Source organism: Rheinheimera mangrovi, from assembly GCF_003990335.1.
GTDB classification, from domain to species: domain Bacteria; phylum Pseudomonadota; class Gammaproteobacteria; order Enterobacterales; family Alteromonadaceae; genus Pararheinheimera; species Pararheinheimera mangrovi.
Window position 1 is genome coordinate 472,048 of the sequence record NZ_CP034683.1, and the last position, 21,376, is coordinate 493,423.

The following is a 21,376-nucleotide window of genomic DNA, read 5'->3' on the forward strand; positions in this document are numbered from 1 at the left end:
TCATAAAACTTCCGTTAGCTGCTGCAGGATATATCCATACCTTTGCCCCAATCTGGTGGTGGAGCGGCAAAGGCTTCCTTACCAGGCTGCAGCTGATAAGGCTGTTGTAGCACCTGCATCAGTTCATGCAATGGTGCTGTATCCCCTTGTTCTGCTGCTTCAATTACTTGCTGGGCCAGATAGTTCCGCAGTATATACAAAGGGTTGATGCTGTTCATTTGGGTTTTACGTTCAGCTGCTGTAGCAGATTCCTTCGCCAGGCGCGCGCGGTATAATTCTGCCCATTGGTCAAAAGCCTCCAGGTCCAGCATATGATCGCGGATGGAGGAGCCTTTGGCGTCATCAGAGAAATCAGCCAGACGGCGAAAGCTTAAAGTGTAGTCTTGTTTTTGTTGCTGTAATAACGCCAGCCATTGACCTATTAAAGCGCGATCCGTCGGCTCTGTGCTGACAAGGCCCAGCTTTTTTCCCATCAAAGCCATGTAATGGCTGACCAGTGTCGGTTCATACAAGCCAAGCGCAGTGCGCAAGTCGTCCACCTTAATTAAAGGTGATAAGGCATGAGCCAAGGCGTTAAGATTCCACAAGCCTATACCAGGCTGTTCGTCAAAGGCATAACGGCCGCTGTGATCGGAGTGATTGCAGATATAACCTGGTTCGTAATCGTCCAGGAAGGCATAAGGGCCATAATCAAAACTGAGGCTTAAAATCGACATATTGTCGGTATTCATCACACCATGGTTAAAGCCAACAGCCTGCCATTGGCTTATTAGTTCTGCCGTGCGCACTACCACTTGTTGTAGCATAGCCAAAGCTGGATTCTCTGTGTTCAGGCAATCCGGAAAATGCTGCTGCAGCGTAAAATCGACCAAGCGCTGTAACTGGTTTTTATCGCCGGTATAAAAGCAGTGTTCAAAATGGCCAAAGCGGATATGGCTGGGGCAAACCCGGATCACCATGGCGCCTTGTTCTATGGTTTCTCGTTGTACAGGCTCGTTGCTACCGACCAGGCTTAATGCTCTGCTAGTTGGAATACCCAAATGGTACATAGCTTCGGAGGCTAAAAATTCGCGAATGCTGGAGCGTAATACAGCACGGCCATCACCAAAACGTGAATAAGGGGTGCGACCAGCGCCTTTTAAATGCAGGTCATAGCTTTTACCATCAGAGCCTTTAACATCCCCTAATAACAAACCCCGGCCATCACCTAATTCGGGATTGTATTGACCAAACTGGTGGCCAGCATACTTTTGCGCTATCGGCTTGCTGCCTGCAAACAACTTTTTGCCACTTAAGTAATCAGCCGCATCTGTCTGCTGAAAAAATGCAGCGGGGAGTTGTAACAAAGCGGCGGTGTCAGCGCTGTAGGCTAAAAGTGTTGGCTGCTCAAAAGCAGTAACGCTGACTGCGCTGACTAAATCGGGTAAAGCTGATGCATAGGTGGAACTTAAAAGAAGTGGCATAACAAACCCCAAAACGGCAATGGCCCATTGTCCTTGCTGTATCTGCTTAGCTCAAGCGCTTTTTATTGATGCTTTGGCTGAATTTTGTCATCCAGCTTGTATAAACAAGTACTTAGGTCTTTAATGGAAAAAACATAGTAAAAATAAACCCAAGTCCATCGTCAGGGAGAATAACAATAATGCGATTTATACCTTTGATAATCTTAGTGTTAGTAGGGCTGTCTGCACCGGTTTTAGCTCAGGATGCAGTAGCTGGAAAAACCAAAGCTGCGGTGTGTTCGGCTTGTCATGGTGCTGAAGGAATTTCGGTTTTGCCGGATTACCCCAATTTGGCAGGTCAAAAACAGAAGTATCTGGAGACATCCATTAAAGCTTACCGTGATGGCGGACGTAAACATGCGGTGATGTCGCCAATGGCGGCAGGCTTGTCTGATGCCGATATTCTGGATTTAGCAGCGTATTTTTCAGGGTTAAATGCCGGGAAATAATCTTGTCTGTGATCTTGATCCCATTTGCCTGAACGGAGATTCAGGCAAATGCTCAATTTTTTGTGGTCGTTTGTCCTAACGAACTTAACCATTGAAAACCAACATATAAACCACCCACTATGCCGTCGGCTATTAATGAATGCTCTGTATCTTGTTGATGTTGTGTTGTATTTTTTCCGTTGGGTTCAGAATTATTGTTTGCTGCTTCGAAAAAATCATCAGCAGCCTGCTTAGGGGCGTAGCTACTGCATCCAGCCATCAATACCACACTCGTCAACAGAACAATGAAACGAAAACTATGTTTTTGCATACCTCTATCCTTAGCTTTTTGGGTTACATCCATCTGTCAATAGGGTTAATCGCCTGCTAAATAATCACTAATTAAATCAAGGAAATCAGCGCCATAACGGCCCAGTTTGGTTTGGCCAACACCACTGATGGCTAAAAACTCCACGCTGTTGGTTGGGCACGCCTGCGCCATTTCTATCAGCGTGGCGTCTGAGAACACCACAAAAGGCGGTACGTCGTCTCGTTCTGCAATAGCTTTACGCAGCACTTTTAAGCGGGCAAACAGCTTACGGTCGTAGTTTTGAGGCGCTGTGGTTTTACTGCTGCTACTGGCTTTGGTTTGAACTAAGCGTGGCACTGCCAGCTGCAGAGTTTGCTCGGCGCGTAGCACAGCGCGGGCTGCTTCCTGTAGCTTTAGCACCGAATGCTGGCTGATATCTTGTTGTAATAAACCGCAATGTACTAACTGGCGCAAAATACTCAGCCAATAATCGTGGGATTCATCTTTGCCTATGGCATAAGTAGATAACTTGTCGTGGCCCAGTTCATGAATACGACTGGTTTGACTGCCACGTAACACGTCGATCACATGGTTCATACCAAAACTTTGATTAACCCGATACACGCAGGACAGCGCTTTTCTGGCCAGTTCAGTGCCATCAAATTGTTTGGGTGGGTCTATACAAATATCGCAGTTGCCACAAGGTTTCTGGCTGGACTCACCAAAATAATTCAGCAGCACTAAACGCCGGCAGGTTTGGGCTTGTGCAAAAGCAGCCATTTGGTTAAAGCGTTGCAAAGCCACTTCTGTTCTGCTGTTGTTTTCATCTTTTTCTATCCAGCTGCGCATTCTGGCTATATCTGCAGGGTCAACCAGCATCAAAGCTTCGGCTGGCACACCGTCACGGCCAGCCCGGCCTGTTTCCTGATAATATGCTTCGATAGTGCGCGGCAGCTCAAAGTGGATCACAAAGCGTATATTGGATTTATTGACGCCCATACCAAAAGCCACTGTGGCGATAATCAGCTGAATTTGGTCTTTTTTAAAGGCTTCCTGTACTGAGTTGCGCTGCTCATTGGTTAAGCCTGCATGATAAGCCGCCACCTGAAAACCTTTGCCCGAAAGTTGTTCTGTCAGTTCATCCACTTTGCGGCGTGAAGCACAATAAATAATGCCACTTTGTTGTTCTTGTTGTTTCAGGTAATTGACCACCTGCTCCAGCGGACGGAATTTCTCCTGTACTGTGTAACGGATATTGGGTCTGTCAAAGCTACCTATGGAGACATAAGGCTGCTGTAAATTCAGCTGACGACTGATGTCCTTTTGCGTGGCCGGATCTGCTGTGGCTGTCAGCGCCATCATAGGCACATGCGGGAAATACTGCTTGAGCTGCGCCAGTTCAGTGTAATGAGGCCTGAAGTCATGGCCCCACTGCGAAATACAATGTGCTTCGTCTATGGCAAATAAACTGACACCCACTTCCGCAAGGCGTGCCATAAAGTCCGGTTGCAACAAACGCTCTGGCGCCAGATACAACAGTTTTAGCTGCTGCTGGCGTAAACGCCGGATCACATCCTGAATTTCTTCTCTGCTTTGGCTGCTGTTTATAAACTCAGCCGCTATGCCATTGGCCTGCAAAGCGTCGACCTGATCTTTCATCAGCGACATTAAGGGCGAAACTACTACAGTCACATAAGGCAATAACAACGCAGGTAACTGATAACACAGCGATTTTCCGCCACCTGTTGGCATTAACACAAAACTGTCCTGACCGCTCAGGCAAGCCTGGATCACCTCCAGTTGTCCATGACGGAACTGGCTGTAACCAAAAGCTTGTTTTAAGGTGTCGAACAATAGTTGTGGCAAAGTGCGCTGCTGCGTTACGAAAAAACTGGCGCATTGTAATCAAAACTACAGATGCTGTCTTGGGCATTGTGTCATTGGCTCTGCTGGAGTAGATTGCATACTGCTCTTACCAGTGAAGTTGAGAACCTTATGCACACCGATCAGTTATTACCTTTTATCGCCGATACTTTTGATCAAATGCCTTTTAATCGTTTATTAGGTTTAAAAGTTACCCGTTTTGATGAGCAACAAGCGGAAGTGCGTTTCGACTGGGCAGGCCAGTTGGTGGGTAATCCGGTGCAGCAAATTTTACATGGTGGCGTTATAGCCTCAGTGTTGGATGTGGTGGGCGGATTAATGGCTGTGTCCAGTGCCTTAACCCGATTGGGCGATATAGCTGACACTGAACTAGCAGAAAAGCTCGGAAAAATGAGCACTATCGATATTCGCACCGACTACTTAAGACCTGGTCGTGGCCAGCAGTTTATTGCCACAGCCCAGGTGATCCGCACTGGTAATAAAGTTTGTGTGTGCCGTATGGAATTGCACAACGAGCAGGGCACTCACATCGCTTTGGGTACCGGTACTTATCTGGTGGGTTGAGTTTTTTCTCCTACGCTGCGCAGTACTGTTTTATCCACTCGATATTCCAGAATCTCACAAGCTGACATATAGCTTTTATATTACCTATCTGAATCTCCATGATTTATTTCCACTGCGCTCTGTTTCCATGAGCTATACCTAATATTCGTAACCTTTTTTATTACGAGTTATCCATATGCCCTTGCTGCTTTCTGTTGACAAATAGGACAAATTGATAATAATGAAACCTGTGCTAGATGAAAAGCAAAACAGCATGGTTGTTTTGTTGTACCACTTTCCATTACTTAGTCGGTTTTGCATGGATGTGATCGATCAATTTTAAGATGAAGGAGGTTATATGCAGCTGTCTATCAGACAAAGACTGATGCTATCTGTTGGCGTGATTTGTGTCGGAGTAGTTGTCATGACTGCTTTTGTGTTTATACAGCTGGCTAAAATAGAAGCCCATCTCGCTGATGTAGTGCACAGAGATACTCCCGCTATTGATAAACTGACGGAAATTACCGAGCAGCAATACGCTCAGGAGTTGTTGTTACAAAAAGAACTGCGTTATATCCCTCATCAGTCCTCACAAAGCACCTCAGAGTTTCAGCACATCAAGGCAGAATTTAACGATCGCTCTGCGCAGCTTAAAAATGCATTACGCGAAGCTGAGCCATATCTGAAACCTTCCGCAAGCATGACGGAACAACAGCTGGTTATGGTGGAGAAAAACACAGCATTGCTGCATTCGATAAAGACTTTGTCCACAGAGTGGGACCTTCTTGCTGAACAGTTAATTCAGCGAGCAGGGGCAGGGCAGCAAGCCCAGGACCTGGAAGCGGAGCTGGCACAGATAGATAACAAGTTAATGACTGATATTAAAACCTTGCTGCATAATGTAGAAAGTTTCACAGCAGCCGAAATTCAAAGTATTGACGAGCAAACTAAATCTTTAGAGCAGCAGGTGGTGATCGCCGCTGTGTTGGTCATGCTGATTTCTGTGCTGATCAGTCGCTCCACTCGCAAAGCTATTCAAAGAGGCCTGGCGAAGGCTATGGCAGCGCTAAAAGAGTTGCAGCGGGGGAATCTCAGCCAGGTTGTAGTGGCCGATGAGCCTGCAGAAATTGGCGAAATGCTAAAGCTAATGGAGCAAACCAGACAAGACCTGGCACAGTTGTTAACTTTAGTTCAGCGCTCTACAGTTGAAGTCACAGGTGCAGCCACTGTTTTAGCAGATAGCAGTTTGGGCGTGCAGGACAATGTGCAGCAACAAAGTTTGCAGATGGAACAAATTGCTGCTGCTATGCATGAAATGTCGGCGACAGCACATGAAGTCGCACAAAGTGTTTCCACTACCCATTGTGCAAGCGAAGAAGCGGCACAGAATTCTGTTTCCAGTCAGGCCATCAATACGCAAGCAGTGCAAAGTACTGAATTGCTGGTGAAAAGCCTCGCTGAAAGCTCTGCCTCTTTATCCGAGCTTGAGAAAAACAGTGAGAACATTGGTGCCGTATTGGTGGTGATTAAGGCCATAGCGGATCAAACCAATTTACTGGCTTTAAACGCTGCTATTGAAGCGGCCAGAGCGGGTGAACAAGGGCGAGGTTTCTCCGTAGTTGCGGATGAGGTCAGGCATCTAGCTCAGCGCACTCAAACCTCAACCACTGAAATAGAAGCTATGATCAGTGCCTTCCGTCACAGTGCTCAGCAAGCTGTGCTAAAGATGCAGCAAAGCAGCGAATTAGGCGGCAAAACTATTACATTCTCAGGTCAATCCAGTGCTCTGATGCAACAGGTGAATATGTCGATTGATAAGGTACGGGATATGAGCCTGCAGATAGCCAGTGCAGCGGAACAGCAAAGCAGTGCTATTGAAGAGATTAATGTCAGTGTCAGTGTGGTGCATCAGGCTGCTGAACATAATGCAGAGTTGGTGACACAAGTGGCCGCTGCCAGTCAGCAGCTGACTAGTATGGCCGGGACATTGGATACTGCAGTTAAAAGATTTCAACTACCTGCCACAGCCTGAGCTCTCTGGCTGTTTTGACTAAAAAAAACGGTGATGCTCCCTACAGGGGGCTTGCCGTCCCTGTTATTAGTTTCAAAAAGAACTGCGTTATGCATAGGTTTAAGCCTGTTTTGATCAGTTTGCGGCCAAGAGTGCAACCACTGGCTTGAGTTGACTTACCTTTGTCATTGGCGTCACGTACAATGCGCGGCATAAACCGGAGCTGTCCGGCGGACCGAGGGGATACTGATGACGTTAAGTCCTGCGCAAAAACTGGGTGGTGCTTTTGCCGCTGGCGCTTATACCTTGTGGGGCATAGCTCCGCTTTATTTTAAACAAATCGATTTTGTGCCTGCGCAGGAAATATTGATCCACCGCGTGGTTTGGTCTTTTGTCTTGCTGGTGTTGATCGTATTTGCAATGCAACAGTGGAACAAAGTGCAGCAGATTTTAGCCCAGCCTAAACTGGTGCTGGCGTTGTTAGGGACTTCGCTGATTTTAGGCGGAAACTGGGGCTTATTTATCTGGGCTGTGAATAACCATCATATGCTGGATGCCAGTCTTGGCTATTACATTAATCCCTTGCTGAATGTATTGCTGGGCATGTTTTTCCTCGGCGAGCGTTTGCGCAAATTTCAGTGGCTGGCTTTATCACTGGCTGTCACAGGCGTTGTCATTCAATTGGTGACTTTTGGTTCTGTGCCCTGGATAGCCCTGACTTTGGCCGGTACTTTTGCGCTTTATGGTTTGTTTCGGAAAAAGCTGGCGATCGATGCTATTACCGGGCTTTTTGTTGAATCTTTATTGTTGTTGCCGTTGGCTTTGTATTACTGGTGGCAGTTTGCCGACAGCAGTGCGGCTGATTTGAGTCAAAACAGCTGGAGTTTAAACTTATGGCTGATGGCCGCAGGTTTTGTCACTACAGTGCCTTTATTGCTATTTATCGCGGCGGCGAAGCGGTTGCAACTGTCAACTATGGGCTTTTTCCAGTACATAGGCCCAAGTTTTATGTTTGTATTTGGGGTTTGGCTTTATAACGAACCGCTGACGGCGGCAAAACTGGTGACCTTTGGTTTTATCTGGTTGGCGCTGATTGTTTATTCACTGGATGCCTATCTGGCTTTACGGAAAAAACCAGCAGTTCAGGTCCTTTAAATTACCCAAATTAATTAAAGCAGCAGCTAGGCGACAAGCGATGGCGACCCCAAGAGCATAGTGGTCTTATGCGACTGGGGCGACAGAGAGTAGTCAACAACGCTGCGGGTTTAAGTAAGAAGGGTGGGCGGACCTTTAATTTCGATTGTATTGCCTTCAGGGTCCTGAATATAAATCGACGGACCCTTACCTTCGGCACCATAACGTGATTCCACTGGCCCTGCTGTGACGCCTTTACTTCTAAAATGCTGCTGCAGAGTTTCTGATTCAAAAGGCTCGATACGTAAACACAAATGGTCCATATTGTGGCCTTCTGCACCTGGCGCTTTTCCACCTTGTTGCCCCAGTGGCTGTTCGACCGGCACTAAGTCAATCAGGCTGTTGCCTGCTCTTAGCTGATATAAACCTAAGTCGGTTTCCTGTCGCTCCAGAGTACAGCCTAATACCTGCTGATAAAAATCCAGCATCAGCTGCAGGTTTTTCACTCTGAGTACCACATGGTCTATCTGCGCAATTCGGAACATTTAGAAGTCATCATTGCTGTTGTCAGGTACATACAATAACAAAGCTGCGACCAATGCTGCCAGCTCCAGCTGTATATTCCCGGGTAAAGAGGGATCGATCCAGACTTTACCGCTATTAATCACTTCGACCTGAGCCAGTGGCCCTTGGTGATCTGACAACAAGTAGCCGACAGGATCCATACTGTCAAAAGCTGCGCCTTTCAGCTGATGTAAGGAGTTGATACGGACTACACGATCAGAGAGTTGAGAGGTCCCTTCCAGCTTATTATCCCACTTGGCTTTTAGCTGCATAGTTGAATTCACTTTTCCCTGAATACCACAGGCAAAAACGGGTTTTTCTCCCAGACTCAGATCCAAAGTCCAGCCATCTTTAGTTCCCGTCACAGCGGCGCTGATACATTCCATATGTTGCCAGTCTTTGCCATCGGTCAGACTCAGCTGATAGGCCTGGCTGCTATAGCCAAGTGAAACACCAAGTAACTTCAGGCCAAAGCCTAAAGTGGGTCCCTGTACTGCTTTGGCGCTATGCCATGGACCAAAACTCAGAGTGGATGTCCAGGCTCTGGGGTTAGCGCCACTGACGGAAAAAGGCTGCACGGACGAGAAAGCTTGCGCTGAAACTAGTTCAGCGTCCTTTGCCAAAGCAACAGCGGAAAAGAGGCTTAATACAAGCCATAGCGCACTGTGTTTCATCTGATAATCCTCTGAGTAAATTTCAGCCGTTGAGCCGGGCTGAATCCTATCATCGGGCGTTCTGCAATGAAGTTGTGTAATTAACTGTTGTTGTGGTGTTTCAGAAAATTACAACAGATCAGGCTTGGGCATAAATTTCTTTAAAACCCAGCCAACGGCGGATTAGCGGAGCACAATTTGGTTGATACTGCTGCCATAGCAATGCAGCGGCCTGTTGAGCTGCTGGAATGAGCTGTGCATCCCTGCTCAAATCGGCGATGCGGTAACTGACCTGGCCTGTTTGTTTGGTGCCGAGTAGCTCACCTGGACCTCTAATTTCTAAATCGCGTTGCGCTATGACAAAACCATCATTACTTTCTCTAAGCACTGACAAGCGGGCCTGAGCTGTGGGCGATAAAGGCGCGTGATAAAGCAAAACACAATGCGAGACTGCACTGCCACGACCGACCCGGCCTCGTAACTGGTGCAATTGAGCTAAACCTAAACGCTCCGGGTTTTCGATAATCATTAAACTGGCGTTTGGCACATCTACACCCACTTCAATCACAGTAGTGGCCACCAGTAAATCCAGTTCACCGGCTTTAAAATCGGCCATCACTTGTTGTTTTTCAGCGGCTTTTAACCGGCCATGCACTAAACCTATGCGTAAATCCGGTAAAGCTGCAGTCAGTTCAACTGCTGTCATTTCTGCCGCCTGACATTGCAGCTGTTCTGACTCTTCGATCAAAGTACATACCCAATAGGCTTGCCTGCCCTGATTCTGCACCACCTGACGCACCCTCTCTGTGACTTCAGCACGGCGGCTGTCTGGCAATACCACAGTAGTGACAGGAGTGCGACCCGGTGGCAGTTCATCTATTACAGAGGTATCTAAGTCAGCATAAGCTGTCATGGCTAAAGTGCGGGGTATAGGTGTGGCTGTCATTACTAGTTGATGAGGGTAAAAACCAGTATCAGCGCCTTTTTCCCGCAGTTCCAGCCGCTGGTGTACACCAAATCTGTGCTGCTCATCGATAATGACTAAGGCCAGTTGCTGAAACTGCACCTGCTGCTGAAACAAGGCATGAGTGCCGATCACCATTTTCGCGTCGCCACTCTGAATGGCAGAGAGTTGCAGTTGTTTTTGTTTGGCTGAGGCTTTACCTGCCAGCCAAGCAATTTGATAACCCAAAGGTTCCAGCCAGGCTTTAAAGGTATTGGCATGCTGTTCTGCCAACAGCTCTGTGGGCGCCATCAGCGCAACCTGAGCTCCACGGCTCAACACAGTTAAAGCCGATAAAGCCGCAACCAGCGTTTTACCAGAGCCGACGTCGCCCTGGACTAAACGTAACATAGGTTCGGTTTGGGCTAAATCATGACGGATTTCGTTAATAACCCGCTGTTGGGCACCAGTCGGTGCAAAAGGCAAAGCGGCTAAAAACTCTTGGTTCTGGGTTTCATCCACTACAAAACTGCGGCCTTGTTGCACGCGGCATTGTTGGCGTAATTGCAGCATCGACAGCTGCTGAGCGACTAATTCTTCAAAAATCAGTCGCTGCTGCGCCGGATGTTGGCCTTGTTCCAGTAGTTGCAAGGATGCATCTGGTGGTGGCCTGTGCAGATAAAATAACGCATCGGACAAAGACCAGCTGTTCTGGCCCAACACTGGCGCTAAGTATTCAGTTGGGCTGCTGCGTTGTAATACCTGCAAAGCAGCGTCTGTTAAATTGCGCCAGCTGTTTTGTTTTAAACCTTCGGTGCTTGGGTACACAGGAGTCAGGGTTTCTGCCACATCCTGAGCCTGCTCGTCTTTTAATACTTTGTATTCGGGGTGCATCATTTCAAAACCGCGCATGCCCCGTTTGACTTCACCAAACACTCTTAAGGTGACGCCTGGAGTGACGGCATTTTTTTGTGCTGCATTAAAATGGAAAAAGCGCAGGGTTAAATGACCTGAACCATCACGAATGGACACCAGCCAGCTACGTCTTTTACCAAAGGTAATTTCACTACTGATCACTTCGCCTTGTACTGTGGCGCTTTGCTGCGGCCATAAATCGGCGATGGGGTAGAGGCGGGTGCGGTCTTCGTAACGTAAAGGCAAGTGGAACAGCAAATCCTGCACACTCTGAATACCCAGCTTATGCAGCAGTTCACTGACTTTGGCGCCAACACCTTTTAGCTGGCTGACGGATAGGCTATCCAGTGCTGTTACTGTCAAAAGAAAGACCGTGCTAAGTGGCTGATAACAGGCAGTTTAACCTGTGATTGACAGGAGGCATAGCCACAGAGCTGTTTTAGCTATGTTTCGGGACTACTTTTGCTGTTCAGGTTGTGAACCAGCGAGGTAGGTAGGCCCATGTTTGAGTGGATCAAAAGCGTAGAGTTTTTTTACTGTGCCGTCTTGCACCATAGATGCTATGGCTTGTTCGATGCGGTCTTTTAGTGCCAGGTGCCGACTCTTTTTCGACAAACCAATATTGATAAAACGCTTTTCGACCACTGAAAAATCGACAGGCGCTCTTTGAAACTGAAAATGCATATCTGCGTGGCTTGCAATCACATCCAGCGAGCTTTGCGTGGGGGCCACCAATGCATCCACTCTGCCACGTTGTAACATTTCAAAGCCAGTTTCTATACTGTCAATTTCAACATGGCGCTTAGAGGTTTTAATCAGTTGCATCAGGCTGGGGTGATAGGCGTAATTACGTACAGTCGCCAGAGTTAAAGAGGGCAGTTGGTTGAAGTTACGGATGTGGCGCTGGTCACCAGCTTGTAAATATAAAGACTCAGGAATGCGTTCGTTGTAGGGCAGCAGAAACATATAGTCTGCCCTTTCCTCAGTAAAATTCAGATTAGTCATTAAATCCGCTTCGCCCGTCTGCATTTGGCGGAAGCAGCGGGCTGAAGGGGTTTTAGGACTGAATTGCAGTTGAAACGTTGCGCGTTTGGCCAACTCTTGCATTAAATCAACAGAAGGCCCATACGGAGCTTTGCCTGTTTCATAGGCATGAAAGCGTGAAAAATGATCCAGACACCAGGTGAGGACTGGTATCTCTGTTGCGGCTGCCAGACGAGGAAAAACTAACAGCAATAGACAACATAGGATTTTATTCACTCAGTTTTGCCTTACAGGACTAAAACAGCTGCTATCCCTGTTAATTTGTAGACGGCACTTCCATCACGCCGTCAATTTCCACCTGAGCACCACGGGGTAAAGCACTGACCTGCACTGCGGCACGCGCCGGATAAGGGGCGCTGAAATGTTTACTCATAATTTCATTAACTGTAGCGAAGTTGGATAGATCAGTCAGGAAGATATTTACTTTGACCATATCATTTAAGCTGCCACCGGCGGCTTGGCAAACGGCAGTCAGGTTTTCAAATACCTGCTGGGTTTGTTCAGCGAAATTTTCAGACACCATCTGCATCGTTTCTGGTACTAAAGGGATCTGGCCAGATAAATACACAGTAGTGCCAATTTTAACGGCCTGACTGTAAGTACCTATAGCGGCAGGGGCTTTATCTGTACTGATGATCACTTTTGACATAACAGCTATTTCCTTCTGTAAACTTTAAGTACTTCAGGCAAGACACGGATTTTGCGCATGACGTTGGCTAAATTAATACGGTCACGCACAGACAAAGTGATTTTAATCACATATTCGCCAGTGTCTCTGTCGTCGGTCGACAAGTCCTGAATATTGGAATCCTGTGAGGCTATCACTGTTGTTAGTTTAGCCAACACGCCGGGTTGGTTGACAATAAAGACCCGGATATCACATAAAAACTGTTTGTCGCCTGTTTTATCCCACTTCACCGGGAAGTATTTACCCGGCTCTTTTTCCCAGCCACGAATATTGCGGCATTCAACACGATGCACGTTCAGGCCTTTGCCTGGCGTGGCGTTAGCGGCAATTTCATCACCCGGAATAGGACGGCAACACTTGGCGAAGGTCAGTAACATACCTTCAGAGCCAATAATAAAAGCTTTGGTTTTTTGATTCGCCGGATTTTCAGCTGGCAAAGCTTCTTCGCCAGAATCAAAACCACCCATTAAACGACGGGCCACAGCGATAGGCAGTTGATTACCTAAACCAATTTCAACCAGCAGTTCATCCAGCGATTTTTGCGTGGTGCTTTGCAGTACCTGCTCAATACGTTCTGGCGGAATATTCTCCAGCTTTACATCACCTAAAGCTGAAGTTAGCAAACGGCGACCTAAGCCAACAGCCTCGCTGAGTTGCTGTTTTTTCAGATAATTACGAATACCTAAAATAGCGCGGCTGGTGACGACATGGTTCAGCCAGTTGGCATTAGGTTTTCCACCAGGGCTGGTAATAATTTCTACCGTCTGGCCTGTTTCTAAAGGTTTGTTCAGTGGGTAAGGTTTACGATCCACCCGTGCGCCTACGCATCTGTTGCCTATGTCGGTATGCACTGTGTAGGCAAAATCGACCGCATTGGCACCTATAGGTAATTCAACAATCTGACCTTTAGGGCTGAATACATACAGCTCGTCCGGATACAGCTCGGATTTAACGTTTTCAACAAATTCGTAAGTGTTGCCGGAGCTTTGTTGCAGCTCAAGTAAACTTTGCATCCAGCGCTGGGCACGAATTTGCGCAGTGGTATTTTTGTTTTCGCCTGCGCCTTTGTATGACCAGTGAGCGGCAATACCTTTATCGGCCATTTCATCCATTTCGCGGGTACGCATCTGAATTTCCACCGGAATACCGTGTGGACCAATCAGGGAGGTGTGCAAAGACTGGTAACCGTTTTGTTTTGGAATGGCGATATAGTCTTTAAAGCGGCTTTCTATTGGCTTAAACAGGTTATGCACTACACCCAGTACGCGGTAGCAGTTGTCTATGCTATTGATAATGACTCTGAAGCCATAAATATCCATCACATCGTTAAACATCAGCTCTTTGCTTTTCATCTTACGATAGATGCTATACAGATGTTTTTCACGACCAGCTACTTCAGCTTCAATACCAGCGGCTTTAATACGCTGTTCTATTTCTGACTGAATGCGTTCAATAATTTCTTTGCGGTTACCACGAGCCTGTTTGACTGCAGTTTCTAAAGCGCGATACCGCATTGGGTATAAAGCGCGGAAGCCCCAGTTTTCCAGCTCGTTTTTAATGTTGTGAATACCCAACCTGTTGGCGATAGGAGCATAGAGTTCTAAAGTTTCACGGGCAATACGACGGCGTTTTTCTGGTTTGAGTGCACCTATAGTGCGCATGTTATGAGTGCGGTCGGCCAGTTTAATCAGAATAACGCGGATATCCTGCGTCATTGCCATAAACATTTTTTGCAGGTTAGTAACTTCGAACTCTTTGATATCTTTGAATTTTACTTTGTCGAGTTTACTGACACCCTGCACCAGTTCGGCTACTGTTTCGCCAAACATTCGGGTTAAGTCTTCTTTGCTGACCGGTGTATCTTCAATCACATCATGCAGTAACGCGGCCATTAAGGTTTCGTAATCCATCCGCATTTCAGCGAGGATACTGGTGACTGCAACAGGATGAGTAATATAAGGTTCGCCGCTGGAGCGAATTTGTGGCGCGTGCGCGTCGCGGGCGACAACATAAGCCTGTTGCACCAGAACGACCTGCTCAGGTGGCAGGTAAGCACTGATTTGATTTTTCAGGCCTTCAAACAGATACATCCGAAACTCCCCAATACGCACAACGCTTTGGCGTGTTCCTTTGAATATACGTGGATTTCAAACTATTGCCAACGGCCGGATACCGTTGGCAGAGGGTACAAGCTCAGATTATTCGTCAGAACCGATAATTGCAGCCACTGCTGCCATTTCTGACGCTTCTTGCTGTAACTGTTCACGACGTTCCTGCTGGTCCAGAATGTTGTTGGTGATAAAACCTTTTTCGATTTCACGTAAGGCAACCACGGTAGACTTATCGTTTTCCGGATCAACCATTGGCTCTTTGCCTTCAACAGCTAACTGACGGGCACGACGTGAGGCCACCAGAATTAAATCAAAGCGGTTACCAATTTTATTTACTGCATCTTCAACTGTTACGCGAGCCATCTGCCACTCCGGTTAATCTGGGTCTGAATAAAGACCGCATAGTCTACTCTATTTCGTTTCGTTCGCCAACAGGCCAGAAATTAACTTCTGTTGCCGTATCGCCTGCTTCTGTTGTTTTAAGCGTTGAGTCTGGATAATGCCGGAAAACTGCTGCAGCGCCAGCTGCAGATCATCATTCACCACCCAATAATCGTATTCATCGGCATGACTGATCTCATCCCGGGCTTTGGCCATGCGGCCAGCAATGACTTCGGCACTATCCTGACCACGTTGATTCAGCCGTTGCTCTAAAGCGTCAACACTGGGCGGCAGAATAAAAATGCTGGTGACAAAAGGCAGTTGCTGTTTAATCTGACGGGCGCCTTGCCAGTCGATATCTAAAAACACATCTATACCCTGCGCCAGCTTATCAGCCAAAGCAGCTTTAGATGTGCCGTAATAATTGCCAAAGACTTCAGCCCATTCAATAAACTGGTCTTCTGCAATCAGTTGTTTAAAGCTTGGCACATCAGTGAAATGGTACTGTACACCATTGGTTTCGCCCGGACGCGGCGAACGGGTAGTGTGAGACACACTCAGCTGCATATCGGCATGTTGCTGTAACAGCGCGTTAATCAGCGTGGATTTTCCCGCCCCGCTTGGCGCTGAAATAATAAATAAGTTACCTAATAAGTCCTGCATGCCTGCCACCTTCTACAATCAAAAGGCGATTTTAGCCTTGTCCGGGCTGAGCTGCAAACAAGGCTTGGTGTTGGTTCAGGATTTCTTTTTCGCTTTCACCGACAAAGTTAAAGTGAATTTCGCCATTAACTCGTCGCCATGCAAGGAAGGGCAGGTGACATTAATAGTGACGGGTTGATTAATCCGCTCCCCTGTATCCAGTGATTGCTGGATGATCTGATCGATTAAAGCTCCATCGTCACTGGTGAAATGCACTGCTGCTTCCGGGCGTTTTAAAAACTCGCCTTGTACGTCTTTAAAGGCAAAATGGATATTCAGCTTTTTCTGCCGCGCCTTGTAAAACACTAAAAAAGCACCGGCTAAATCTGCGCCTATGGCCAGAGCACCAAAATAAATACTGCCCAGATGGTTTTTGGTATGACGGTGGTGTGGCATCCGGATCACAGTGCGTTCGTCTGTTAATTCCAGAATTTTTGGTTTGCAAAAACCTATCAGCGGAATATAACGAAATCCAAACCACCAGAGTTGTAAGTTGGCTTTTGTTAAGGCGTTCATAAAAGTAAGCTCCAGAGTTCAACTGGTCGGAGCTTATCATTCTGGTTGCGATAGTGCGAATTTTTGCTGCCATTGTCGCTCAAAATTCGCTTTGGCTTGTTGACGTTGCTCCACGCACCAGACCATTTGCCGGCTGTCCCGCACTCCAAAACATTGTTTAGGTTCGGAGTAATACTCCAGCCATGCCTGTAGTTTTTTGCCCTGATAAGGGGCTTTGACCGACACTGAGCTGACATAAAGCTGTGGGCCTTTGGCTATGTCGGCCAAAGGATCTGCCGCAGCTTTTACTTTGGCCGTCTTTTTTGCCTCTGATTTTTTGGCTTTGGGTTTTTGCGGGTCTGAGGCTAAGACAGGTTTTTGGCAAAACTGGTCCAGCTGTTTTTCCAGCAGACGTTGATCCAGGCTTAATTGCTCTGCTTCTTTTAGGCTGTAACCCGAGCTGATTTTTTGTTCCAGCTGCTGCAGTTTTTTTACGGTTTTATCGCACTCCGCCGCTGGCCATTGTTGTTGCGCCAACAGGGTAAAACTGCAGAAAAACAACAAATACAAAAGCGGTTTCATCCCGAACTCCGCCTGTTAATAAATGGTTAAATAACTATAGCGGATCTTTTGGGTTTTACAGCTGAGTAAATGCCGCTGTGAAACAATCTTCTGCTGGTCTGCTATTTTTTGCACCTGACCGCATTGGCTGATCCTTAGTGGAGCCCAAATCGTTTAGCTTGTCAGAATGCTACAAAATATTGAATCAACACAAGAAACAGTGCTGTCACTTATGCTGGTATTCGCTATGCTAAGCTGGCCTGATCAGGCTGTTTGTACTACAGAATTAAACGGAGTTTTTGCATGAAATTGGTAAAGCTAGTGATGATATCCGGCCTTTGGCTGAGCTGTGCTGTGGTGGCGCAACAAGGCCCGGCTGTGCCGGTCAAAACGGCTTTAGTGCAACAGCAGAGCGTGCCTGTCTGGATCCGGGCCATAGGACAAGTCAAAGCGCAGCAAAGTGTTGAAATTCGCCCTCAGGTGGACGGCATATTGCAGCGTATTCTGGTGGAAGAAGGCCAGTTGGTGAAAGCAGGTGACTTGTTGGCGGTGATTGATGATCGCAGTATTAAAGCCGCTTATGAACAAGCCAAAGCTCAGTTAGCTGTAGTGCAAGCTCAGCTGGATGTGGCGAAGCTTGATTTAAAACGTTATCAGAATTTACGTAAAGATCAGGCGGTGTCGGCGCAGATGGCCGACCAGCAACAAGCCACAGTGCAGCAATTGGAAGCACAACTGCGCAGCGTGCAGGCGACTATCAATGCACAGCAGGTGGAGTTGTCTTATACCCAAATTCTGTCGCCTATTTCAGGTCAGGTCGGTATACGTAATGTGGATGCCGGCAACTATGTCAGAACCAGTGATGCCAGTAGTTTATTTTCTGTAGTGCAGCTGGACCCTATTAGTATTGAAATTGCCTTGCCACAGTCGCGTTTGCCTGAACTGCAACAACTGACCCAACAAATCCGCCAAAACCAAACTGTGCCAGTCTTAGCTTATTTAAAGGAAGGTGCAGAGCCTTTAGCTCAGGGCCAGCTCAAAGTGGTAGACAACAGAGTGGCCGCTGCGACTGGCACTATCAGGGTGAAAGCCGATTTTGCCAACCCGGATATGGCTTTATGGCCAAGTCAGTCCGTGGTTATTGCCTTGCAAAGCAAGGTGCTGGAACAGGCTTTAACTATTCCGGCCAAAGCATTACAACAAGGGCCTGAAGGGGCTTTTGTCTGGTTTAACGAACAAGGTAAAGCCGCCACTGCTGCTGTTGAAGTGGTATTGCAGGACAAAAACCAGGTGGTAGTCACAGGCATAAAAACAGGTCAGCAAGTGATAGTGGATGGTCAAAGCAGGCTACGCAAAGGTGCTGAGTTGAAAATATTAACTGAAGCCCCGCAAACTGCTGCTGTGGAGCAATAAAGCATGAAAAGCCGCAGTATATTTGCCTGGTGTATGGACCACCCTATAGGCACAGTATTATTAACCTTCGCCTTAATTTTATTGGGCGTATTGGCTTTCCCCCGTTTATCCATAGCGCCTTTACCTGAGGCTGATTTTCCAACTATTCAGGTTAATGCGCGCTTGCCTGGTGCCAGTGCAGAAACTATGGCCTCATCCGTTGCTACGCCTTTGGAAGTGGCCTTAAGTTCAGTGCCTGGTATTACCGAAATGACTTCAAGCAGCGCTTTGGGCTCAGTCGACATTACGCTGCAGTTTGTGCTGGAAAAAAATATCGATACTGCAGCGCAGGAAGTACAGGCAGCATTGAATCAGGCGGCAGGTCGTTTGCCTGATATGCCCAACTTACCGACCTGGCGTAAAGTAAACCCGGCTGACAGTCCTATCTTAATTATTGGGGTCACCTCTGAAACCTTATCCCGCACTGAAATCAGCGATTTAGCTGAAACTGTGTTGGCGCGCCAAATGACCCAAATCAACGGCGTGGGTGAAGTATTTATTGGTGGTCAGCAAAAACCAGCCATTCGTATTCAGGCCAAACCCGAAGTTCTGGCTGCTGCTGGCATTACATTGGCGGATATTCGTGCCGCAGTGCAACGCGCCAGCGTCAACTTACCTAAAGGGGCTTTATTTGGCTCGAACAGAGTGTCCACTCTTACTGTGAATGACCAGATTTTTTCTGCCGATGAATATGCTGATCTAATCGTCAGTTATAACAACGGTGCCCCTGTGTATTTGCGCGATGTAGCCACTGTGAAACTTGGCGCAGAAAACGATTTTGTGCAGATTTGGCCGAATGGCGAATCAGGTGTGGCTTTGATTATTCGCCGTCAGCCTGGTGCCAATATAGTAGCCACAGCAGACCGGATCAGAGCAGCTTTACCTCAACTGACCGCTGCTTTACCTGCAGACGTCAAAGTTGAAGTATTTAACGACAGAACCCGGACTATCCGCTCTTCCTTGCATGAAGTGGAGCTGACGCTGGCTATCGCTGTGATACTGGTGATAGCTGTGATGGCGGCGTTTTTACGCCAGTGGTCCGCTACCTTAATAGTGTCTGCTGTGCTTGGTGTGTCCTTGATTGGCACCTGCGCTTTTATGTATCTGGCAGGTTTTAGCCTGAACAACCTCACTTTGGTGGCCATCGTCATAGCCGTAGGTTTTATTGTTGATGACGCCATAGTGGTGATTGAAAACATACACAGGCATTTAGAGGCGGGTGAGACCAAACGAATGGCAGCACTGAAAGGGGCGCAGGAAATTGGTTTTACTGTAGTTTCTATCAGCGTGTCTTTAGTGGCTGCTTTTATTCCGTTGCTGTTCATGGGCGGCATTATCGGCAAGTTGTTTTTAGAGTTTTCGTTAACAGCCACAGCAGCCATTTTGATTTCAGTAGTGGTGTGTTTAACGCTGGCGCCGACTTTAGCTTCTATTTTTATGGATAAAGCACCGGCTCATGACCCAAATAATCCTGGTTTTTTTGATCTCTTAGTCAAAGGTTATGACAAAGTGCTGAGCTGGGCTTTGGATCATCAGCGCATTATGCTTGGCGTGTTTTTCCTGACAGTGGCAGGTAGTGTCGCCAGTTTTATGGCGATACCCAAAGGCTTTTTCCCACTGCAGGACACAGGTTTTGTCATAGGGATCACTCAGGCCGCTTCTGATATCTCTTATGAAGATATGGTGGCCAAACATAAACAGCTGGAAGCCATACTGAAAAAGGATCCCGATATCACAGGCTTTAACCATTTGGTTGGGGGCAATAATTCCACAGGTTCTGGCCGGGTCTGGATAGTCTTAAACGACCCGGACGACCGGGATGCCAGCGCCAGTGAAATTATCGATAGGTTAAGACCGCAATTTGCCCAAATACCAGGCTTGCAGGTGTTTTTGCGGGCAGCGCAGGATATCAACCTTGGCGCAGGCCCAGGCCGTGCTCAATACAGTTATGTGCTTAAGGCGTTAAGTAGTGAAGAGTTGGCGACCTGGACTCAGGCTTTAACAGCTAAGCTCAGACAAAATCCGATCTTTACCGACTTATCCAATGATCTGCAGTGGGACGCCAATATTATTAAGCTGGAGCTGGACCGGCAGGAAGCCGCGCGTTTAGGTTTTGCCGCTGCTGATTTGGATCAGGCCTTGTACGATGCCTTTGGTCAGCGCCAGATTAACGAATACCAGACAGAAACCAACCAATACAATGTGATACTGGAGCTGGACCCAGCGCAGCGTGGTACAGCGGACAGCTTAAACTATTTCCACTTACGTTCACCCACTACAGGGGATATGGTGCCTTTGCTAGCCTTTGCCAAAATATTACCAGCGACCAGTGGCCCGGTAGTTATTGCGCACAATGGTATGCAGCCTGCGGCGAATTTATCCTTTAACCTGGCTGCTGGTGTGGCTTTGGGCGATGCAGTGAATGCGTTAGAGCAAGCCAGAGCAGAGCTACAAATGCCAGCCTCTGTGTCCGGATCTTTTCAGGGTGCAGCTCAGGCCTTTCAGGATTCTCTGGCGACGCAACCTTTACTGATTTTCACAGCTTTACTAGCGGTGTATATCATTTTAGGTGTGTTGTACGAGAGTTTTGTCCACCCTCTGACTATTTTGTCTACTCTGCCTTCGGCTGCTATAGGTGCCATTTTATTGCTGTGGGCCTGGCAGCTGGATTTCTCCATTATGGCGCTTATTGGCATTATTCTGCTGATAGGCATAGTGAAGAAAAACGGTATTCTGATGGTCGACTTCGCGTTGCAAGCCCAACGCGAACAAGGCATGTCAGCCAAAGACGCGATACATCAGGCCTGCTTAGTGCGTTTCCGCCCTATTATGATGACCACGCTGGCAGCTATTTTAGGTGCTGTGCCTTTAATGATGGGCTTTGGTACTGGTGCAGAACTGCGGGTACCTTTAGGCGTGGCAGTGGTAGGGGGTTTGGCCTTTAGCCAGGTATTAACTCTGCTGACGACTCCAGTGGTATTTCTGGCGCTGGATAAAGCCTTTTTGCAGAAAAAATAAATAGTTAGGTCAGAGTCAAATTTATAGCTGTAGCTTT

The 21,376-nt window shown here is 47.4% G+C and carries 19 protein-coding genes; 6 read left to right on the forward strand and 13 right to left on the reverse strand.

Translation table 11 applies throughout. The annotated features are described in order from the left end of the window. Positions 1 to 14 precede the first annotated feature (14 nt). The gene (locus EK374_RS02200) at positions 15 to 1,463 is read right to left on the reverse strand and encodes a protein adenylyltransferase SelO (RefSeq protein ID WP_127019711.1); all 1,449 of its coding nucleotides are present in this window, start codon (positions 1,461 to 1,463) and stop codon (positions 15 to 17) included. 179 nt (positions 1,464 to 1,642) lie between these two features. Here EK374_RS02200 and EK374_RS02205 point away from each other — a divergent pair, with 179 nt between their 5' ends. Continuing rightward, complete coding sequence (locus EK374_RS02205) at positions 1,643 to 1,951, forward strand: c-type cytochrome (RefSeq protein WP_127019713.1); 309 nt, start codon at positions 1,643 to 1,645, stop codon at positions 1,949 to 1,951. Between the two features lie 52 nt (positions 1,952 to 2,003). Here the strand turns inward: EK374_RS02205 and EK374_RS02210 are convergent, their stop codons facing one another. Together EK374_RS02210 and recQ are read right to left on the reverse strand one after the other, a co-directional pair. After that, entirely contained in the window at positions 2,004 to 2,261 is a 258-nt protein-coding gene (locus tag EK374_RS02210) for a hypothetical protein (RefSeq protein WP_127019715.1), read from the reverse strand. Between the two features lie 45 nt (positions 2,262 to 2,306). Further along, the gene (gene recQ / locus EK374_RS02215) at positions 2,307 to 4,106 is read right to left on the reverse strand and encodes a DNA helicase RecQ (RefSeq protein ID WP_127019717.1); all 1,800 of its coding nucleotides are present in this window, start codon (positions 4,104 to 4,106) and stop codon (positions 2,307 to 2,309) included. A 129-nt stretch (positions 4,107 to 4,235) separates the two neighbouring features. Here recQ and EK374_RS02220 point away from each other — a divergent pair, with 129 nt between their 5' ends. The 3 genes from EK374_RS02220 to rarD all read left to right on the forward strand — a co-directional run bounded on the left by EK374_RS02220 (position 4,236) and on the right by rarD (position 7,833). Next, a complete protein-coding gene (locus tag EK374_RS02220) occupies positions 4,236 to 4,688 on the forward strand; it encodes a thioesterase family protein (RefSeq protein WP_127019719.1) in 453 nt (150 codons plus the stop codon). Between the two features lie 337 nt (positions 4,689 to 5,025). Next, positions 5,026 to 6,699: a methyl-accepting chemotaxis protein gene (locus EK374_RS02225; RefSeq protein ID WP_127019721.1), complete on the forward strand. Its 1,674-nt coding sequence runs from the start codon at positions 5,026 to 5,028 to the stop codon at positions 6,697 to 6,699. Positions 6,700 to 6,927: 228 nt separating this feature from the next. Further along, the gene (rarD, locus tag EK374_RS02230) at positions 6,928 to 7,833 is read left to right on the forward strand and encodes an EamA family transporter RarD (RefSeq protein WP_127019723.1); all 906 of its coding nucleotides are present in this window, start codon (positions 6,928 to 6,930) and stop codon (positions 7,831 to 7,833) included. Between the two features lie 110 nt (positions 7,834 to 7,943). On the opposite strand, the gene EK374_RS02235 is transcribed toward rarD, so the two are convergent. From EK374_RS02235 to EK374_RS02280, 10 genes are all read right to left on the reverse strand, one after another. Further along, positions 7,944 to 8,357, reverse strand: coding sequence for a VOC family protein (locus tag EK374_RS02235; RefSeq protein ID WP_127019725.1), 414 nt, complete (start codon positions 8,355 to 8,357; stop codon positions 7,944 to 7,946). Continuing rightward, positions 8,358 to 9,050 (reverse strand): hypothetical protein, encoded by a 693-nt coding sequence (locus EK374_RS02240; protein WP_127019727.1) that lies wholly within the window; start codon positions 9,048 to 9,050, stop codon positions 8,358 to 8,360. A gap of 118 nt (positions 9,051 to 9,168) precedes the next feature. Next, entirely contained in the window at positions 9,169 to 11,250 is a 2,082-nt protein-coding gene (gene recG / locus EK374_RS02245; RefSeq protein WP_127019729.1) for an ATP-dependent DNA helicase RecG, read from the reverse strand. Between the two features lie 93 nt (positions 11,251 to 11,343). Beyond that, positions 11,344 to 12,147, reverse strand: coding sequence for a substrate-binding periplasmic protein (locus tag EK374_RS02250; RefSeq protein WP_127019731.1), 804 nt, complete (start codon positions 12,145 to 12,147; stop codon positions 11,344 to 11,346). A gap of 40 nt (positions 12,148 to 12,187) precedes the next feature. Continuing rightward, positions 12,188 to 12,580, reverse strand: coding sequence for a RidA family protein (locus tag EK374_RS02255; protein WP_127019733.1), 393 nt, complete (start codon positions 12,578 to 12,580; stop codon positions 12,188 to 12,190). A 5-nt stretch (positions 12,581 to 12,585) separates the two neighbouring features. After that, complete coding sequence (spoT, locus tag EK374_RS02260; protein WP_127019735.1) at positions 12,586 to 14,709, reverse strand: bifunctional GTP diphosphokinase/guanosine-3',5'-bis pyrophosphate 3'-pyrophosphohydrolase; 2,124 nt, start codon at positions 14,707 to 14,709, stop codon at positions 12,586 to 12,588. A gap of 108 nt (positions 14,710 to 14,817) precedes the next feature. Next, entirely contained in the window at positions 14,818 to 15,093 is a 276-nt protein-coding gene (gene rpoZ / locus EK374_RS02265; protein WP_127019737.1) for a DNA-directed RNA polymerase subunit omega, read from the reverse strand. Positions 15,094 to 15,141: 48 nt separating this feature from the next. After that, positions 15,142 to 15,774 carry a guanylate kinase gene (gene gmk / locus EK374_RS02270; protein WP_127019739.1) on the reverse strand — a complete coding sequence of 211 codons (633 nt, stop codon included), beginning with the start codon at positions 15,772 to 15,774 and terminating at the stop codon, positions 15,142 to 15,144. 75 nt (positions 15,775 to 15,849) lie between these two features. Continuing rightward, positions 15,850 to 16,329: a PaaI family thioesterase gene (locus EK374_RS02275; protein ID WP_127019741.1), complete on the reverse strand. Its 480-nt coding sequence runs from the start codon at positions 16,327 to 16,329 to the stop codon at positions 15,850 to 15,852. A 36-nt stretch (positions 16,330 to 16,365) separates the two neighbouring features. Beyond that, complete coding sequence (locus tag EK374_RS02280; protein WP_127019743.1) at positions 16,366 to 16,890, reverse strand: hypothetical protein; 525 nt, start codon at positions 16,888 to 16,890, stop codon at positions 16,366 to 16,368. Between the two features lie 282 nt (positions 16,891 to 17,172). Between EK374_RS02280 and EK374_RS02285 the strand changes: the two genes are divergently transcribed. Both EK374_RS02285 and EK374_RS02290 read left to right on the forward strand, forming a co-directional pair. After that, the gene (locus tag EK374_RS02285) at positions 17,173 to 18,282 is read left to right on the forward strand and encodes an efflux RND transporter periplasmic adaptor subunit (RefSeq protein WP_127019745.1); all 1,110 of its coding nucleotides are present in this window, start codon (positions 17,173 to 17,175) and stop codon (positions 18,280 to 18,282) included. Positions 18,283 to 18,285: 3 nt separating this feature from the next. Beyond that, positions 18,286 to 21,339: a multidrug efflux RND transporter permease subunit gene (locus tag EK374_RS02290; protein WP_127019747.1), complete on the forward strand. Its 3,054-nt coding sequence runs from the start codon at positions 18,286 to 18,288 to the stop codon at positions 21,337 to 21,339. Positions 21,340 to 21,376: the final 37 nt, after the last annotated feature.

Bases quoted from the DNA above. Each gene is read 5' to 3' on its own strand.
- EK374_RS02285 (WP_127019745.1), top strand. From the start codon at position 17,173: ATGAAATTGGTAAAGCTAGTGATGATATCCGGCCTTTGGCTGAGCTGT.
- EK374_RS02210 (WP_127019715.1), bottom strand. From the start codon at position 2,261: ATGCAAAAACATAGTTTTCGTTTCATTGTTCTGTTGACGAGTGTGGTA.
- EK374_RS02225 (WP_127019721.1), top strand. From the start codon at position 5,026: ATGCAGCTGTCTATCAGACAAAGACTGATGCTATCTGTTGGCGTGATT.
- EK374_RS02200 (WP_127019711.1), bottom strand. From the start codon at position 1,463: ATGCCACTTCTTTTAAGTTCCACCTATGCATCAGCTTTACCCGATTTA.
- EK374_RS02205 (WP_127019713.1), top strand. From the start codon at position 1,643: ATGCGATTTATACCTTTGATAATCTTAGTGTTAGTAGGGCTGTCTGCA.
- EK374_RS02235 (WP_127019725.1), bottom strand. From the start codon at position 8,357: ATGTTCCGAATTGCGCAGATAGACCATGTGGTACTCAGAGTGAAAAAC.
- EK374_RS02240 (WP_127019727.1), bottom strand. From the start codon at position 9,050: ATGAAACACAGTGCGCTATGGCTTGTATTAAGCCTCTTTTCCGCTGTT.
- EK374_RS02255 (WP_127019733.1), bottom strand. From the start codon at position 12,580: ATGTCAAAAGTGATCATCAGTACAGATAAAGCCCCTGCCGCTATAGGT.
- gmk (WP_127019739.1), bottom strand. From the start codon at position 15,774: ATGCAGGACTTATTAGGTAACTTATTTATTATTTCAGCGCCAAGCGGG.
- spoT (WP_127019735.1), bottom strand. From the start codon at position 14,709: ATGTATCTGTTTGAAGGCCTGAAAAATCAAATCAGTGCTTACCTGCCA.
- EK374_RS02220 (WP_127019719.1), top strand. From the start codon at position 4,236: ATGCACACCGATCAGTTATTACCTTTTATCGCCGATACTTTTGATCAA.
- rarD (WP_127019723.1), top strand. From the start codon at position 6,928: ATGACGTTAAGTCCTGCGCAAAAACTGGGTGGTGCTTTTGCCGCTGGC.
- EK374_RS02275 (WP_127019741.1), bottom strand. From the start codon at position 16,329: ATGAACGCCTTAACAAAAGCCAACTTACAACTCTGGTGGTTTGGATTT.
- EK374_RS02280 (WP_127019743.1), bottom strand. From the start codon at position 16,890: ATGAAACCGCTTTTGTATTTGTTGTTTTTCTGCAGTTTTACCCTGTTG.
- EK374_RS02290 (WP_127019747.1), top strand. From the start codon at position 18,286: ATGAAAAGCCGCAGTATATTTGCCTGGTGTATGGACCACCCTATAGGC.
- rpoZ (WP_127019737.1), bottom strand. From the start codon at position 15,093: ATGGCTCGCGTAACAGTTGAAGATGCAGTAAATAAAATTGGTAACCGC.